Genomic DNA, 16,550 nt, shown 5'->3' with positions numbered 1-16,550 from the left:
GGGCGACGGCGCGGCCGACCGCCCCGGCGGCCCCGGCGGGGGCCGCGCCCCTCGTACCGCTCGTGCGGGTGGTGCGCCTTCCGCACCTGGTCCGTCCGGTGCTCCTCGGTCTCGTGCACCGTGGGGTCGTGCCCGTTCCGCTCGCGGGCATTCCGCTGATGGCGGGGGCCCTGATGGCCGCGCTGATTCCGCCAGTCGGTCACGGTCCGGGCCAAGGGGACCCGTGATCGACCGAAAAGTCCGGCCATGTCGTTATTTCTAGCACCCTCGTGCTGTGGCGGGCGAGCGGCATCCGCCGCTGCCGGCCGGCCACTCCCGTCCGACATCGCGCCTACACCCCGCTCGCACCCTCCATGGGTCTCGGTGCCTCACCCGTCACTGATGCATCGTGCGATACGCACATGGCAGCCCCCGCTCGCCCACTTCGAACATGTACCGATCCTGGCCGTGAAGTATCCCTTCTCACAACAAGGTTGTGGATCCCCGTGGATCCACACAGGATCATGCCCCACCCATGGGTAGGTAAATGTCCTGGACGGCCCTTGTGCTCCAAAGGTCATCTTTACAGTCAAGCGGACTGATCACTCCCGGAACCTCCGGAACCCTCCGGCTCCCGGACCGCCGGGACCTCGTGCCACGGCCGCCCCGCGCGGGTTGCCGCCCCGCGCGGGTTGCCGCCCCGCGCGGGTTGCCGCGGCCGTGCCGCATGGGTTAGGGGTGACCGATGACGCCCGCGCCTCCCCCCACCCCCACACGACCCCTCGGCCGCGCCGCCCTCACGACCTTCGGGGTCTGGGCCGGGGTGCTCGCGCTGCTCACCGGATGCGGCGCGGGTGGCTCCGGCGACGGGCCACGGGACGAACGCGGGTCCCACGCCTCGGCCTCCGGCGGGGCCGCGCCCGGCGGAGGCGACTCCCGAGGGGCCGGGTCCGCGACCGCCCCCGTCCCGCGCGGCAAGGGCAGCAAGCTGCCCGACGACGTCAACGGCGACCGCTACCCGGACCTCCAGCTTCCGGTCCCGCCCCGCAAGCGGGGCCTGCCCAGCCGGATCGCGTTCGTCCACGGCTCGCACGACGGCCTCCACCCCGGCACCCGCACCGTCCTCCGGCGGGCCGACCTGGGCCTGCCCGCCGACGACGTCGCCGTCGCGGGCGCGACCGAGGTGACCACCGCCGACCTCGACGGCGACGGCTACGCCGACGTGACCACCACCGGCGGCGAGCGGCTGAGCGCCGCCGAGGCCAAGCGCACCCGCGCCACGGTGCGGACCGCCCCGTACATCGCCTGGGGCAGCGCGGGCGGCCCGCCGCACGCCCGCTCCGCCGCCCGCGTCCAGCTCACCGGCCCCACCGACTCCGTCGACCCCCAGCGCCCGACCGTCGGCGACTTCAACGGCGACGGCCACCACGACCTGGCGCTGGTCCGCGCGAACCGCCGCTCGTTCCTCGTCCTCTACGGGCCGTTCAGCCGCGCGGGCAAGCCCGCCAGGACCGTGCCGTACCGCAGCCCGTTCCGCGGCGGGCACGCCGAGATCGGCGACCTCGTCGCCGACCGGATCCGCGGCGACCGCCCCACCGACCTGGTCGTGCACGGGCTCAGCGCCGCCGCCCAGTCCGGCTCCACCCTCCTGACCGCGGGCCCGCAGGGGCTGCGCCACACCGGGCGCGCGCTGCGCAAGGGCAACTCGATCACCTTCGGCGACTTCAACGGGGACGCCCGCCGGGACGTCGCCGTCGGCGCCAGCGGCACCCGCGCCGACGAGGGCGGCGACGCGACGGAGAAGCCGGACATCGGCCGCACGGTGAGCGTCTACTACGGCACCGCCACGGGCCGCTACGCCCGCTCCTCCCCCTCCCTCCCGGTGCCGGGCATGTCGGGGATGATGATGGCCGCCGACACCGACGGCGACGGCGCCGACGAGCTGGCCGTCCCGCTCGGCTCCGGCGGCGCCCGGATGCTGGCCCCGCGCCCCGGGCGTCTCGCCACCGCCCGCCACACCCTCGCCCGCACCGTCCCGGCCCGGGTGGACGGCAAGGCCGTACGCGAGGACGAGCGCGCCGCCCGGCTCTACGGCGCGGCGGACTTCGACCACGACGGCAAGGACGAGATCGTGCTCGCCTGGGGACCGGGCATCGCCTTCTCCCTGTACGGCGAACGGCCCGAGCGGTGGTGGATCACGAACGGCACCCGCGACAAGATCACCTTCTCCAGCAGGCCCTTGGCGGCGGCCCGTTAGCGATCGGATAACAGCAACCGGAGGTCCGCACGGGGGATAACCCCCCGGGGTCCCCCTAAGGGATGTCACAGCTCGGCAGCAATGCCGGGCCTGTCCCTCCGCTCCGGCACCCCACCCTCCGCGACCGGGTACGTTCGAATGGTGGCTGGATTCAGGATCGGACGCGGACGGGACTCCCACTCCGCGCAACAAGGGCAGCAGCAGCGACCGCAGCAGCCGCCGCACGGGTCGCAGGACCCGTACGGCCGGACGCAGCCGCAGTGGCAGCAGCCCGCTACACAGGGAGAGCCGGAGTACTTCGGCAGCCAGGACCCGTACTACGGCCCCGGCGGCGGACCGGGCCCGGACCAGGGCTACGGCCCGGGCGGCGGCGGCCAGGGCGGTCAGGGCGGCTACAGACCGGGACCCGGCGGGCCGGGCGGCCCCGGGGCGTACGCCGACAACAACGCCGGCCATACGCAGGCGTTCAGCGTGGGCGAGGCGCCCGACGCGTACGACCCGTACGGCCAGGGCCCCGGTTCGTACGACGACGGCAGCACCTACCGCGCCGGCTCCTCCACCGCCCCGCCCGCCGGTCCCCGGCTGCACTGGAAGCAGCTGCTGAGCGGCATCGTGCTGCGCCCGTCGGCCACCTTCTGGCAGATGCGCGACTACACGGTGTGGGTCCCGGCCCTCATCGTGACCTTCGTCTACGGCCTGCTGGCGGTCTTCGGCTTCGACGACGCCCGTAAGGACGTCCTGAACGCCCCGATGGCCAACAGCATCCCGTGGATCCTCAGCGCGGGCGTCGCCTTCGTCATCAGCGCCCTGGTGCTCGGCGCGGTCACCCACACCCTCGCCCGCCAGCTCGGCGGCGACGGCACCTGGGGACCGACGATCGGCCTCTCCATGCTGATCATGTCGATCACCGACGCGCCGCGGCTGCTGTTCGCGCTCTTCCTGGGCGGCGACAGCCCCCTGGTGCAGGTGCTGGGCTGGGCGACCTGGCTGGCGGCGGGCGCGCTGTTCACGTCCATGGTGAGCAAGTCGCACGACCTGCCGTGGCAGAAGGCGCTGGGGGCGTCGGCGATCCAGCTGATCGCGCTGCTGTCGCTGCTGAAGCTGGGAACCCTGTAAGCAAGGGGCCCGACCCGGGCCCCTTGCCTTTTGCCCCTTACGCTTACGCGTCGAGCACCTGCCCGTCACGCCGCACGACGGGCGGCTCGACACTCCAGGGGAAGTTGATCCACTGCTCGGTGCGCTTCCACACGTACTCGCACTTCACGAGCGACTGCGACTTCTCGTAGATCACGGCGCTGCGCACCTCGGCGACGGTCCCGAGGCAGAAGTCGCGGACCAGCTTCAGCGTCTTGCCGGTGTCCGCGACATCGTCCGCGATCAGCACCTTCTTGTCGGAGAAGTCGATCGCGTTGGGCACCGGCGCGAGCATCACCGGCATGTCGAGGGTGGTGCCCACCCCCGTGTAGAACTCCACGTTCACCAGGTGGATGTTCTTGCAGTCCAGCGCGTACGCCAGCCCGCCGGCGACGAAGACCCCGCCGCGGGCTATGGACAGCACGATGTCCGGCTCGTACCCGTCGTCCGCGATGGCCTGCGCCAGCTCGCGGACGGCCGTGCCGAAGCGCTCGTACGAAAGATTCTCCCGCCCCTCACTCGTCACCGGCGGTCACACCTTCGTCCGGTGGAAGTTCTGGAACGAACGCGAAGGCGTAGGCCCACGCTGCCCCTGGTAGCGGGAGCCGTACTTGACCGAGCCGTACGGATGCTCGGCGGGCGAGGTCAGCCGGAACATGCACAGCTGCCCGATCTTCATCCCCGGCCACAGCTTTATCGGCAGCGTCGCCACGTTCGACAGCTCGAGCGTCACATGACCCGAGAACCCCGGGTCGATGAACCCGGCCGTCGAGTGCGTCAGCAGCCCCAGCCGACCCAGGCTCGACTTCCCCTCGAGCCGCGAGGCGATGTCCACGGGCAGCGAGACCACCTCGTACGTCGAGGCGAGCACGAACTCCCCGGGATGCAGGATGAACGCCTCATCCCCCTCCGGCTCCACCAGCCGCGTCAGATCCGGCTGCTCCACCGCCGGATCGATATGCGGATAGCGATGGTTCTCGAAGACCCGGAAGAACCGGTCCAACCTGACGTCGATGCTCGACGGCTGCACCATCGCCGGGTCATACGGATCGATCCGCACCCGTCCGGCGTCGATCTCCGTCCGGATGTCCTTGTCTGAGAGAAGCACGGAACGAGGATACGCAAACCGCCCCCACCCCACGGCGCGGGCCCGGTCCCACCGCGCGTGACGGCCCGCCTCCCATGACGCGGGCCCGGCCCCACCGGGGACCGGGCCCGCGCCCACGATCTTCGTTCGACTACCGCAACTACCCGCTGCCCCTGCGGCCCCTACCGCTCCTCGCGCCCCACCGGCACCGCATGCCGGAGCCTGGCGCAACGCGGACACCGCAGCAGCCGCCCGGGCCCGATGCGGTCCACCGTGAGGTGCCGCATCGGGAACGAAGCGGTGCTGAACACATGCCCTTCGGCACAACGGACGACGGTGCGCTCCATTGAGTCCCTTCCCCATAAACGTGGACGACGCGGACGACAAAAGCCACATTAGGGGATCAACCGCACACCGCTCCACGCGGCACTCCGCCCCCCACGGTACGCCCCAACTCCCGCACCCCCACAGCACCTTCCGCCACTCCACCCACCTGACATCACCCCCGAAAAGCACGAAAACCCCACAGCGAATGCGCCGGGGGTCAGCCATGAGGTACAGTGAGCGACGATGCGGCACCGAGAGATCGGGGCCTACTCGCGGGTGTAGTTTAATGGTAGAACATGAGCTTCCCAAGCTCAGAGCGCGAGTTCGATTCTCGTCACCCGCTCCACACTTAAGGCCCAGGTCAGCGACCTGGGCCTTGCTTGTTGTCTAGACCTCTCGGAGGTCGCCGTGCCCTCCGCGTGCCCTAACTGACGTACGAAACACCGCCGAAGGGCACGACGCAGCCCCGCGCGAGGCGACGCGTTCATGTCAATCTCGCAGAGTGAGATGCATTTTCTGTGACCTGCGCCACTCTCTGCCGCATCGGCGTGCTGTTGCGCCCGCAAAGCGCCAGTCGTTCCGCGCTCTGCGGTCAGGCGACCCGATGACGTAGCCCCTTACCCGCCGAAACGCCTCAACGATCTCCCTGACAGGTCTAGCGTGACGGTCCATGACCGCTGCTGCACCGGCCGGAGCCGCCCTCCTGCCATCCCTCCATCGTCTGCAACTGCGCTTCAACTCCAGCGCCTCGCTGGTCGCGATGGACGCTGACGACGACCCCGCGACGCTGGAGTGGGGCTGCCGCGCCGTGCTGCCCCTGTGGGAGGCCGACGACGAAGAGGAGGCGGCCGCCAACCAACGGCTTCTGGCTCAGGACGTGTCGTTGTCTCGCACGGCTCACGACGACAGCACGGAGTTGACCGTCTTCTCCATGTCCGGCCTCACGTTGGACCTGTGGCGCATCGGCCGCATTTACGACTCGCTGGACGCACGCGACTCCGACTACGAGCATTTCGCCGGGCTCTTCGACTCGTCAGGGGACTTGGGTCTCCACCCGGACCTGGACGAGTGCTTGGTCACAGGCACACAGGTCGTCATCATCGACCGAGCCCGTATCGCGCCGGCATGGCGCGGTCTCGGCGGAGTCGGACGCCTGCTGATCGCTCGCATGCTCCGCTGGACATCCGTACACGCCACCCTCGTAGCAACCCACCCGTTCCCCATCGACATCCCCGTTGACGAACGCGATGACGAGGCCCGGGTGCTTCGGGAGAAGGCTGCAGTTCAGCGCACGTGGGAATCGTTGGGCTTCGAACCGTTTCGCGAGGATCTATGGGTCATGACGCCACACCTACGAGACCACGAAGACGCTGTGCAACGGCTGGAGGCCACCACGCAGCCCTAGGCAGGCACCAAGTCGCTCAGCACCTTGCTGAGCGCAGCATCGGCAACAGGCGCCGCCGCCGTGACCTGGCGCAGATCGTCGGCTTTCAGGTACCGGTAACTCTGGGGCGGATGGAATGTGCCGGCAGCCCGCAGGGCGGCGAGCGGGACTGGCTCGTCGAAGGTCACCGGCTCCTTCAACGTGATGCCCGACGCCTGCGTGGCTCCGCTCATGTACTGGTCGTACTCGCGGCGGCTGATGCCGGTCTGCGCCCGGGCGGCGGACCATACCTGCCGTGGGGTCCCGACCTGGACTGCGGCGATGTGCGCCATGCCCACCAGCGCCATGGTCGGCGCCGTGGCGTAGAGCAGGACTGGGGTGCCCGGCAGCGCCGCGACACGCTGGCGCCGGACCTCCACGGTCTTGCTGCCTGCCAGGATCGCCGTGGCGAAGCGGGGGTGGACCGACAGCAGCATCGCGCGTTCCAGATCGTTCACGTCCTTCGGTGCCCCTCTTGGTAGACCGCCTGGAACAGCTCGTTGCTGATCTTCGACAGCGACATCAGCGAATACGTTAGCCCCAGGCGCTTGGCCAGCGAGTCCAGACGCTTCAAGCTCACCGACCTCGGGAAAATCTCGGTGTCCGAGAACCTCAACGCCATCGCGTGGCCGGACGTGGCGACGGCCTGGACTTGTTCCAGACCATATACGCCCAAGTGTTCTAACCCCGAGAAGAGGGCTTCAGGTGTGTCGATCACCACCTCATCGAGCCGCGAGCTGCCGATCACCATCTGACCTTCCTGGCCGTTGGCACCCTTACTTACGTACCAGAGCAGGCGCCCAGGAGCACTCTCGCCTCGGCGGCCGGAGGACCGGTAATAGACATGCTCCCTGCTGATGCCGAGCACCTCACTGCGCGGCAGAAGCATGGCGGGGACGTTGAAGAGTTCGGTCGACCAGCGAGGTTCGATCGGTACGAGGAAGGACGGCATCTCCGAGTCGATCACCTTGGCCGGCCACCAGGCACGCTCGACGCTACTGGCCACCTCCGCCGGCAGGCCCGGCCCCAGCTCCACTTGCTTGCGACCGAGTTCCCGGGAGGAGCTGCTGGCAGCCGCTTGCACTTCCTCGGCGCTTCCGCATACGTCCACCACCAACGCGGCCAGCCCCGCCTCGTACGGAAAGAACCCGTCGTCACCCGCAGCAGCTTTCGCAGCCGGCGAGAGATGGGCATCCGTGATGTGCACCGTCTCCGCGCCGCAGTCGCGCCCGAGCCCCTTCAACTGGAAAAGCAACTGACGGGCGAGCGTCTCTTCCAGCCGGTGAGCTGCTGTTCGCAGCACCGGAACCTTCAGCGCGCGCCCGTCCATGCCCCACACGTACAAAGCGACCGGGTGTCCTTCCCCATCACGAAGCAGTTCCCGTCGCCAGACGACCGAGCCGTGGCCGAACGATCGCAGCCGCTCAGCGAACGCCGAACCGCTGTCACTGCCGGACTGGTCGAAGAACGCGACGAGCGAATCCTCCGCGTCGGGAGCCACCTCACCAGAACGGAAGTCCGTACCCATCAGGTCGGCAGGCCGGTACACCTGGGCCTGGCGTAGCTCGTCGACGTGCAGCGTCACGACCGCTGGTGAGACCACATGAACGCGTGCGATCTCCCAGGCCACATCGGCCAACTGAAGCAACGACGTGTCGCGGGTGGCGATGACCTGGAGGCCGGCGCAGGACGTCTCGGCTACGTACCGCAGGCGTCGCCTCAACGAACCATCGTCCGGCACACCTGGCTGGCTCTGCTGCGCCGCCTGCAGAAGCTCACCGCATCGCGCGGCCACGGCCTCAACTTCAGGAGTGAGCTCCCGCAGTCCGCTCAAAGCGGCCCGCTGATGCTTACGTTCGGCAGCGTCGTCAACGTCCCGCAAGTCGTGAAACATCTGCGGCGTGTAAGCGAGTTCGATGAGGTCCGACAGCCACGAGGCGTCCAAGGTCTGAGATTCCTCGGCACCATCAGGGGGCGTATGCCCACGGAGGTCCGCGAACACGCCGTGGTCCACGGCCACCACCAGAAGGGCGTCGCTCTCGGCATCGGTGAACAGATCTGGGTGCCCCAGACCCAGCCACCAGCCGTCTAAGGTCTCACCGTCACGTCCTCGGCCGAGGGTCTCTCCGCGGGGGACGAAGCCGAGGCTCCGCCACATTCCGCTCAGCTTGTAGTCCCGACGGCACTTCGCCTTGATCCCGACTCGCTGTGGGTTCCGATCCTTGATCGCCTGCACCAATAGGCTTGCGACGCCCTTGCGTCGATGCTCCTCGGCCACACACAAGTGCGCCAGCCGCACATGGGTACTTCGCTTCGGCAGACCGAACAGGGCGTACCCGATCACCGCACCGTCCTCAACGGCAACGAGCAGACCGCCGTCCGCCGCCATCTTCCGATACGCCGGCGGCGTCATCAGCCCCAGCGTCTTGGTGTACCGGTCCCCCAGCGCTACAGCCGCATCAACCAACTCGTCCTGCGAGTCCGACACGGACAGCACCTTGATCGCCATACGTCCCCCTCCCGGAAAGGCCGCCGATGACCAGCCTCAACTCGGGCAAGTACACAGGGAAAGATGAATCGGGCCAAGACCGCCACGGCGCGGAAGGGCGCCCGTGAGCGCCCTTCCACTACTGATCACGCATCTACGCATCCACTGAGCCTGTCGCCTTTGTGGCTACGCCCGCGTTCTCGCGGTGGGGCGCCTGGCCACTCACACGATGTCTTCGCGTAGCTCTGTCGCCCCTCGCTGAGGCGGGCTGGGGCGCGTCCGCTCGCCCCACCCTCTCATCAGGCTTCCCGCGCCTGCGGTGGTCGGGAGTGAGCCTTATCGCGCACAGCACGCACCCTTGCGTCGATGCCCTCCGCGACCTCCTGCTGCCGCTCCTCGTCGGAGTGCTGGTAGATCAGCGCGGCCTTCTCCGACGACTGCCCGGCCCGGACCATCGTGTCCTTGAGCGTTGCCCCGGACTGGGTGGAGAGGGTGTGGCCGGTATGGCGGAGGTCGTAGAAGCGGAAGTCCTCCGGCAGCCCGACCTTGGCACGGGCCCTGCGCCACTTGCGGCCGAAGGAGGAGCGCCGGAACGGGGCGCCCTTCTCACCAACGAACAGCAGGCCGTTGAGCTCCTTCTCGGCGAACCAGTCAAGGTGGCGCTTCACCTCGATGTAGAGGAAGCCCGGTAGGTAGATGGTGCGCACACCGGCGTCCGACTTCGTGTCGCCCTCGACCCGGCGGCCGGTGGTCAGCTCAGGTGCCGCTTCCCGCACCTGCGCGGCGAGAGGGTCGAGCGTGATGTCAGGCCGCCGGAGAGCTGCCTGCTCCTCTGGGCGCATGGGGCCGTAGGCGCCGAAGTACACCATCAGCCGCCACCGCGGTCCCACGGCGTCGGCGAGCGCATCGACCTGTTCGACCGTTGCGGTCGGGCGTTCCTTGGCCTTCTCGGTACCGGCGCCCTTGATCCGGCAGGGGTTGCGGCGGATCAGCTCGTCGTCGGCCGCAGTCTCCATGATGGCTTTGAGCAGCCGGTAGGACTTGGCGACCGTAGTCGCACCCGTCGCCGTGAGCCGCTCGGCCCGCCAGCTCCGGACACCGGGCGGCGTGATCTCGTCCAGGTCCATGTCCCCGAAGGCGGGCAGGATGTGCAGCCGCAGGAGCCTGCGGTACAGCTCATCGGTGGTGGCGGAGAGGCCGCGCTCCTCCACCCACGTCAGCGCGTACGCCTCGAAGTTCACGGCTCCGACTTCCGGATCGACCCAGAGATTGCGCTCGATGTCGGCCTGGGTCAGCGTGAGCCAGGTCTGCGCGTCGGTCTTGGTGGCGAAGGTCTCCGGTGCCTTCCGCCGGGCCCCGTCCGGCGCCCAGTACCGGGCCTGCCAGCGGCCCGAGGGCAGTTGGCGCACCGTGCCGAATTCGCGCCGTCGCTGCGGCTTGCGTCCCGCCATCAGGCCACCCTCCGGTAGCGCGAGCGCATGTCGCGGCGGGATGCCACGGTGTGAGCCTCGATGTATTCGGCCAGAACGCTCTCGGGGATGCGGACGGGCTTGCCCATCTTGACGTAGCGGATACGTCGCTCGGCGATGAGCCGCCGAACGAAGCGCACGCCCGTGCCGAGCCGCTCGGCCGTCTCTTCCACGGTGAGCAGGCGATCAGATGTGTTCACCTCCGTTCCGGTGCGCGCGGCCTGCTGGGAGGCATGGGGTATTGCATGTCGGCGCAAGGGGAGTGAGTCCTCTCGTGGCAGGCGTGGGTGCGGCAACACCGGCCTGCCGGTTCGGTCGATCGTGAGGGATGGCGGTTGCGAGGGGAGCCGAGGCTAGGACTGAGGAGCGGAGCCGTCCTGCTCGGCCTCGTGTTCGTGGGCCGGGGGCCCGTAGGTCTCCATCAGGTGGCTGGCGCTGGCCTGGGCGATGGCGTTCGACACCATGACTTCCGCTTCCTCGCGGATGTCGGGGTGCTCGGCGAGGTAGGCGTCCAGGGCATCACGTGCGCGCGCGTGCTCGGCGTTGGCACGCTGGCTCTCGCGGAAGGTGTCGGCCACGGCATCGATCAGTTCCATGGCGCGTGCCTTGGCAGCGAGTTGTGGGGGCCCGACGAAGTTGCGCAGTTCGAGACCGAAGACCTCCGCGAACCCGATGGCCTCGTCGAGGTTGATGCGGCGCTTGCGGTTCTCGATGCGCCAGACCGCGGACGGGTTCATCTCGAAGCCGGCCTCGTTGAGGCGATCGGATAGGGCGTTGGTGCTCCAGCCGCGCGCTTCGCGTTCGAGCCTGATCCGTACAGCGACGTTCTCCTCCCCGCTGAGCAGGACCGCTTGCGCGGCGTCGTCGCCCACGATGACCCCCTCCTTCCACTGGTAGAAGTGCCCTGCCATTTGCAGAACACCTCAATCTTAACATGGCTTCTGCGAGACGCAAGACACTTCTGCAATCTGCAATTCGTGTGGCATAGTGGTAGCACCGCCCCGCACCAGACCGTAGGAGACCGCCAGACCCCTGCACCGCACACGCGAAAGCCCCCAGCGATGCCACGCCGGGGGCCAAAGCGCGAACCTCTCAACCGCCATCCCTAGCGATCAACCTGCGAGGCCGGGATTGCCGTCCCATGTGGCCCGCAAGCAGAGGAGCTCCACGCAAGTATGGCAAACGCCTATCCCGCCACGCCATCCCCCGAGGCGGCAGGCCACATGCCGCCACACGACGAAACGGCGCAGCCTCCGCATGACACGGACGCCGAGCAGGCCGTTCTCGGCGCCTGCATGCACGGCGACACCGTGATCGACGAGATACGGCAGATGCTGGACGACGGCGACTTCTACCGCCCCGCCCACGAGACGATCTGGCGAGCCATCCTCACCCAGCGCGGCGAGGACAAGCCGACCGACCCCATCGCCGTGAGCGACCTCCTCCGCCGCCAGGGCGACATCAACAAGGTCGGCGGAGTGGCGTACGTGCACCAGCTCTACGGCGCCCCGCCCTCGGTCGGCAGCGCCGCCTACTACGCGGAGATCATCCGGTCCAAGGCTAGCCTGCGTCGTCTTCGCGAGCAGGGCATACGCACGGTGCAGCGTTCCCTGGAACCAGGAGCCGACCCCGACGAGATCCGCTCCGGCGTCGAGACGGAGTTTCGCGCCGAACGCGAGCGGGCCCTGGCCTCCGGCTGCGGACGTCTCTCGCGCTACCTCATCGACGGATGGCGGTTCGTCAGCGAAACCGGGGCGGACAGGGAACCGCTGTGGGGCACGCGCGAGAAGAGCGCTTGGGCCTCCGGCGAAAGCCTGATGATCGTCGGATCACCAGGCGTCGGCAAGACGACCCTTGCCCACCAGGTGATCCTCGCGCGCCTGGGCCTGGAGGACACCGTCCTGGACATGCCGGTCGCTCCCAGCAAACGGGTGCTCTACCTGGCCATGGATCGCCCCATGCAGATCGCCAAAGCCATGGCCCGCCGCGTCAGCGTGGCCGACGCGGCGGTCCTGCGTGAACGGCTCGCTGTGTGGCAGGGCCCTCTGCCCGCGACCCTCGACAAGGAGCCCGACCTCCTCGCCGACCTCGCCGCCGCCCACCAGGCCGACACCATCGTGATCGACAGCCTGAAGGACGCGGTCAGCACCCTCGTCGACGACGCCCTCGCCGTCGCCTTCCACAACGCCCGCATGCGCGCCATCCGCAATGGCGTCGAGATCATGGAGCTGCACCACCAGCGCAAAGCCCAGGACGGTACTCCGCGCGACGCCCGCCCCGCTCTGGACCGCGTCTACGGCTCCACCTGGATCACCTCCGGCGCGGGCAGCGTCCTGTTCATCACCGGCGAGGCCGGTGACCCCGCCGTCACCCTCCACCACCTCAAGACGCCCACCGGTGAGATCGGTCCGCTGCACCTGATCCACGATCACGCACGCGGCACCACCACCCTGGACCCCGCGCTGGACCCGATCACCATCCTGCGCGCCGCCCCAGGCGGTCTCAGCGTCCGTGACCTGGCCGCTGCCCAGACCGGCGAGAACAACCCCGGCCGGGCCGCCGTCGAGAAGGCACGGCGGGCCCTGGACAGCATGGTCAGGGCCGGACTCGCCACCAAGGCCGAGGGCATCGCAGGCGGCACGGGAGGCGGGCAGCAGGCCCGCTACCACGCCTCCGCGCGCCACATCGCCGCCGTCTCCTGACCGCGCGACCAATCGAGGCGACCGTTCACGGAAGCGTTCACGCACCCTTCCGTGGGCACAGCCGCGAAAAACGCTCACACCGGTCACGCTCGTGGCAAAACCGCAGGTCAAACGATCACGGCACCGTACACGCCGTACACGCGCTGAGCGTTCACGCGCGAGCCCCCCCTTTAGAAGGGGGCTCGCGTGTACGCCCCCGCCGTGAACGACCGTGCCCCCTCCAGAAACACCCTTGAACCACCTCACGGAGCACACGTCTGGTGACCACCCACACCACCACCGCCCCCATCGGCCTCCAGCCCACCGCCGAACGCCTGAGCGGCTGGGACCGCGCCGCGATCACCACCCTCGGCGCAGCCGGCTGCGCTCTCTCCTACGACGCCCTGCAGCAGGTGGCCACCGCCATCCACATCCGCGGACTCCTGACCTACCTCTTCCCGTTCGTGATCGATGGGTTCATCGCCTACGGCGTCCGGGCCCTGCTCGTCCTGCGCGCCGCGCCCTTCTCCGCCCGCCTCTACATATGGACGCTCTTCGGCACCGCAACCACCGCCAGCGTCTGGGCCAACGCCCTGCACGCCATACGCCTCAACCAGCAAGCCCCACCCGGCGGACTCCACCTCGGCGATACCACCGTCGGCGTCCTGTCCACACTCGCCCCGCTCGCACTCGCCGGAGCCGTCCACCTCCACATCCTCATCGCCCGCCACATCTCCCAGAAGCAACCGAACAACCACCGGCAGCCGAACCGACCACCGCAATCGCCGCCCACACCGGACGACTCCCCCGCTCCCAGCGAGGACGACGAACAGGGCAAGCACCAGTACGAGGAGCCCGGGGAGCAGGGCGGGACCGGCCGCCCGCGCCGCGTCGGCCGACCGACCACCGCCGACCTGAACGAACTGGTCGACCTCGCACGGCCACTGTTCACAGCGGACGAAAAGCCCACCCGCGAAACCGTCCGCCGGACCATCCGCGCCGCCGGTCACCGCATCAGCCAGAACCGGCTGACCCAGGTCATGAACGCCCTACGCAGCCCCAGCACACCCGATCGACCGGTACCGCCTGCGCCGACTGACCGGAAGTCTTCGCAGGTCAATGGCGTCACCGCAGAAGAGCAGGAGACCGAGGCAGGTTCAGGGGTCAGTCCCTGAAGCCACCAGCGCATCCCGGAAACCTGAGACCCGACCGAACCACTGACCGCCCGACGGACAGGACGCGGATCGACTCCGGGCATCGTCCACGAACCACGGACACCAGCCCAACTTCTCGGCTCATCGGCCAGCCCCACATCCGAAATCCTCACGGAGCACCGCCGCATGCATGACCAGCACCACGAACCCACCGTCGATCAGGAGGAGATGTCCACGACCGCAACCACCAGCGCAGCAAGGTATGGCGTTGGACCGTCCAAGGGCCGGTCCAACGCGGATACCTCCGCCCCGGGGGTGGCGAAGGACCTCGGGCACCAGGGGGTGCCCGAGGAGAAACAGCCCGCTGACGTGTCCGGGCAGTCGCCCGTCGCCCGCGCTGACGACGCTCTGCATCGTGTCGCCCGCCGTCGTGCCCGCGAAGACGTCCAGCGCAAGGAGCGTGTCGATGTCCGCTACAGCGTCGACGAGAAGGACGCGATCATGGCCAGGGCCCGGGAGATGGAGATCGCCGGTGCCCATCTCGTCGGCGCCGTGGTCATGGCCTACCTCGAAGGCGACTTTCACCTCCCCGGCCAGCGCACCCAGTTCGACGACGTGATCGACGAGCTCGCCTCCCTGCGCGCTCAGATCGCCGCGATCGGCAACAACGTCAATCAGATCGCGTTCCGCCTCAACTCCGGAGGCGATCCACACCCTGTGGACATCACCGTCCTGACCCGGGCAGAGAGCACTCTGAACACCGTCCGCGTGACGATCCAGGACATCGCGGCGGTCATGAATCACGCCGTCTCCGCGAAGGCGGCCTGATGATCGCGAAGATCAGCAGCGGCAAGGACACCGCCGGCCTGATCAGGTACCTCTACGGCCCCGGCCGGGCCAACGAGCACAACGACCCGCACCTGGTTGCCTCCTGGGACGGCTTCGCCCCCGACCCCGGCCGCAGCAACGACTTCCACGCCACCAGGAAACTCCTCGTGGCGGACCTCGACCTACGCGTCCATCATGCCAAGCGCCTCGGCCGAGCGACGACGCAGCACGTGTGGCACTGCTCCATCCGCGCCTCCCCCGAGGACCGGCCCCTCAGTGACGACGAATGGGCGACGATCGCCTGCCGCATCGTGGCCGCCACCGGCATCGCCCCCGAAGGCGACCCGGACGGCTGTCGCTGGGTGGCCGTCCGCCACGCGGAGGACCACATCCACATCGCCGCCACCAAGGTCCGCGGCGACCTGCGCACCGCCCGCCACTGGAACGACTACCTCACCGCCGACAAAGAACTGGCCGCCATCGAAAAGGACTACGGCCTCCAGCAGGTCATACGAGGCGACCGCACCGCCGCCAAACGCCCCACCCGGGCCGAGCAGGAGAAAGCCCACCGCACCGGCCACCAACAGACCGCCCGCGAGCGCCTGCGCTCCACCGTCCGCACCGCGGTCTCCGTCGCCACCAGCCCCGAAGAATTCCTGGACATCCTCGCCCGCACCGACACCGTGCACCTGGACATCCAGTACTTCCCGTCCGGCGACATACGCGGCTACAAGGTCGCTCTCGAAGGCGACACCAACGCCGCAGGCGACCCGATCTGGCACTCCGGCTCCAAACTCGCCCCCGACCTGTCCTTCCCCAAGATCCGCGAACGCCTCACCGACCTCGACACCCCACCAACCACCCCACCGGAAAACCGCCACCGTCCCAACCTCTGGCACCAAGCCACCGCAGCCGCCGAACGCATCCCCCACCGCCTCTCACAAGCCGACGACGCCGCCGCCCAGGCCCACATCGCCGCCTTCGGCGAAGCCCTCGACGCCCTGCCACTCCTCGCCCCGAAGGACCTCCGACCCCAGCTCCGGCAGGCCGCCATCACCTTCGAACGCGCCACCCGCTCACGCATCAGCGCCCAACAGGACCAGGCCCGCGCCCTGCGCAGCGCCATCCGCGCCCTGCGCTCGACTCCCGTCACCGGGGACGGGTCCGGCCTCGCGATGTTCCTCGACGTCGCCCTCCTGGTCGTCACCGCCGCCGCCCACTGGCACCAGCTCCGCCAACACAACCAGCAGGTCACCGCCGCCCACCAGGCCCTGACTCATCTCCAGACTGCCTACCAACAAGCCGCACGCGCACCGCTGGCCGCCCTCGCACGGCGCCGCCACTCGGCGCCCACCGTCGAACGGCACGCCCGGCAGATCCGAGTCGCCGTGCCCGACTACGCGGAGCAGGTCCTCGACGACCCTGCCTGGGCCGCACTCGTCACGGTCCTCACCGACGCCGAGACAGCCGGACATGAACCGGAGCGTCTTCTGCAACACGTCGCACGCCAGCGCACCCTGGACGACGCCCATTCGGCCGCACAAGTCCTCACCTGGCGTATCCTCCGCCTCTCCCAAAGGCAGGCCCCCAGCGCCCAAGCGCGAGCCGCCCAGGCACGCACCCGCATGCGGACCGTTCACCCCACCGACCCGAAGCAGATCGTTCATCAGCGTCCTGACCCGGTGGAAGCGCGGATCCGACGTCGCTGAGTCTGGCCGAACGA

At 69.1% G+C, this 16,550-nt stretch carries 15 protein-coding genes and 1 tRNA gene; 9 read left to right on the top strand and 7 right to left on the bottom strand.

What is annotated here, in order from left to right:
• The 3 genes from EEJ42_RS51975 to EEJ42_RS29800 form a co-directional block, all read left to right on the top strand.
• Nucleotides 1–227: hypothetical protein (locus EEJ42_RS51975; RefSeq protein ID WP_221179442.1), on the top strand; the 227-nt coding region annotated here is incomplete at its 5' end.
• A 497-nt stretch (nucleotides 228–724) separates the two neighbouring features.
• Complete coding sequence (locus EEJ42_RS29805) at nucleotides 725–2,236, top strand: FG-GAP repeat domain-containing protein (protein ID WP_184503336.1); 1,512 nt, start codon at nucleotides 725–727, stop codon at nucleotides 2,234–2,236.
• Nucleotides 2,237–2,374: 138 nt separating this feature from the next.
• A complete protein-coding gene (locus EEJ42_RS29800; protein WP_123104793.1) occupies nucleotides 2,375–3,352 on the top strand; it encodes a Yip1 family protein in 978 nt (325 codons plus the stop codon).
• Between the two features lie 43 nt (nucleotides 3,353–3,395).
• Here the strand turns inward: EEJ42_RS29800 and EEJ42_RS29795 are convergent, their stop codons facing one another.
• Both EEJ42_RS29795 and dcd read right to left on the bottom strand, forming a co-directional pair.
• Nucleotides 3,396–3,896, bottom strand: a complete 501-nt coding sequence (locus EEJ42_RS29795) for a phosphoribosyltransferase (RefSeq protein ID WP_123104791.1) — start codon at nucleotides 3,894–3,896, stop codon at nucleotides 3,396–3,398.
• 6 nt (nucleotides 3,897–3,902) lie between these two features.
• Nucleotides 3,903–4,478, bottom strand: a complete 576-nt coding sequence (dcd, locus tag EEJ42_RS29790) for a dCTP deaminase (RefSeq protein WP_009716281.1) — start codon at nucleotides 4,476–4,478, stop codon at nucleotides 3,903–3,905.
• A 578-nt stretch (nucleotides 4,479–5,056) separates the two neighbouring features.
• Between dcd and EEJ42_RS29785 the strand changes: the two genes are divergently transcribed.
• Nucleotides 5,057–5,130: transfer RNA gene (locus EEJ42_RS29785), tRNA-Gly, on the top strand.
• Nucleotides 5,131–5,454: 324 nt separating this feature from the next.
• Complete coding sequence (locus tag EEJ42_RS29780; RefSeq protein WP_123104789.1) at nucleotides 5,455–6,189, top strand: hypothetical protein; 735 nt, start codon at nucleotides 5,455–5,457, stop codon at nucleotides 6,187–6,189.
• On the opposite strand, the gene EEJ42_RS29775 is transcribed toward EEJ42_RS29780, so the two are convergent.
• The 5 genes from EEJ42_RS29775 to EEJ42_RS29755 all read right to left on the bottom strand — a co-directional run bounded on the left by EEJ42_RS29775 (nucleotide 6,186) and on the right by EEJ42_RS29755 (nucleotide 11,075).
• The gene (locus EEJ42_RS29775) at nucleotides 6,186–6,665 is read right to left on the bottom strand and encodes an ASCH domain-containing protein (protein ID WP_246097480.1); all 480 of its coding nucleotides are present in this window, start codon (nucleotides 6,663–6,665) and stop codon (nucleotides 6,186–6,188) included. The genes EEJ42_RS29780 and EEJ42_RS29775 overlap by 4 nt on opposite strands.
• Nucleotides 6,662–8,716: a GNAT family N-acetyltransferase gene (locus tag EEJ42_RS29770; protein ID WP_123104787.1), complete on the bottom strand. Its 2,055-nt coding sequence runs from the start codon at nucleotides 8,714–8,716 to the stop codon at nucleotides 6,662–6,664. Before EEJ42_RS29770 ends, EEJ42_RS29775 begins: the two co-directional genes overlap by 4 nt.
• A 278-nt stretch (nucleotides 8,717–8,994) precedes the next feature.
• Nucleotides 8,995–10,146 carry a tyrosine-type recombinase/integrase gene (locus EEJ42_RS29765; RefSeq protein ID WP_123104785.1) on the bottom strand — a complete coding sequence of 384 codons (1,152 nt, stop codon included), beginning with the start codon at nucleotides 10,144–10,146 and terminating at the stop codon, nucleotides 8,995–8,997.
• Nucleotides 10,146–10,364, bottom strand: a complete 219-nt coding sequence (locus EEJ42_RS29760) for a helix-turn-helix domain-containing protein (protein WP_037954151.1) — start codon at nucleotides 10,362–10,364, stop codon at nucleotides 10,146–10,148. The genes EEJ42_RS29765 and EEJ42_RS29760 overlap by 1 nt, the downstream gene beginning before the upstream one ends.
• 153 nt (nucleotides 10,365–10,517) lie before the next feature.
• A complete protein-coding gene (locus EEJ42_RS29755; RefSeq protein ID WP_246097479.1) occupies nucleotides 10,518–11,075 on the bottom strand; it encodes a helix-turn-helix domain-containing protein in 558 nt (185 codons plus the stop codon).
• A gap of 264 nt (nucleotides 11,076–11,339) precedes the next feature.
• On the opposite strand from EEJ42_RS29755, the gene EEJ42_RS29750 reads away from it, so the two are divergent.
• The 4 genes from EEJ42_RS29750 (at nucleotide 11,340) to EEJ42_RS29735 (ending at nucleotide 16,536) form a co-directional block, all read left to right on the top strand.
• Nucleotides 11,340–12,866, top strand: coding sequence for a DnaB-like helicase N-terminal domain-containing protein (locus EEJ42_RS29750; RefSeq protein WP_425472978.1), 1,527 nt, complete (start codon nucleotides 11,340–11,342; stop codon nucleotides 12,864–12,866).
• Between the two features lie 260 nt (nucleotides 12,867–13,126).
• The gene (locus EEJ42_RS29745; RefSeq protein ID WP_246097478.1) at nucleotides 13,127–14,020 is read left to right on the top strand and encodes a DUF2637 domain-containing protein; all 894 of its coding nucleotides are present in this window, start codon (nucleotides 13,127–13,129) and stop codon (nucleotides 14,018–14,020) included.
• A gap of 165 nt (nucleotides 14,021–14,185) precedes the next feature.
• Nucleotides 14,186–14,827 carry a MobC domain-containing protein gene (locus EEJ42_RS29740; protein ID WP_123104783.1) on the top strand — a complete coding sequence of 214 codons (642 nt, stop codon included), beginning with the start codon at nucleotides 14,186–14,188 and terminating at the stop codon, nucleotides 14,825–14,827.
• Nucleotides 14,827–16,536: a relaxase/mobilization nuclease domain-containing protein gene (locus EEJ42_RS29735; protein WP_246097477.1), complete on the top strand. Its 1,710-nt coding sequence runs from the start codon at nucleotides 14,827–14,829 to the stop codon at nucleotides 16,534–16,536. The genes EEJ42_RS29740 and EEJ42_RS29735 overlap by 1 nt, the downstream gene beginning before the upstream one ends.
• The last annotated feature ends 14 nt before the right edge of the window (nucleotides 16,537–16,550 follow it).

This window comes from Streptomyces botrytidirepellens, assembly GCF_003721215.1.
Classification (GTDB): Bacteria; Actinomycetota; Actinomycetes; order Streptomycetales; family Streptomycetaceae; genus Streptomyces; species Streptomyces himastatinicus.
The sequence above is the reverse complement of the archived record's forward strand: the minus strand, read 5'-3'. Positions and strand labels throughout refer to the sequence as shown.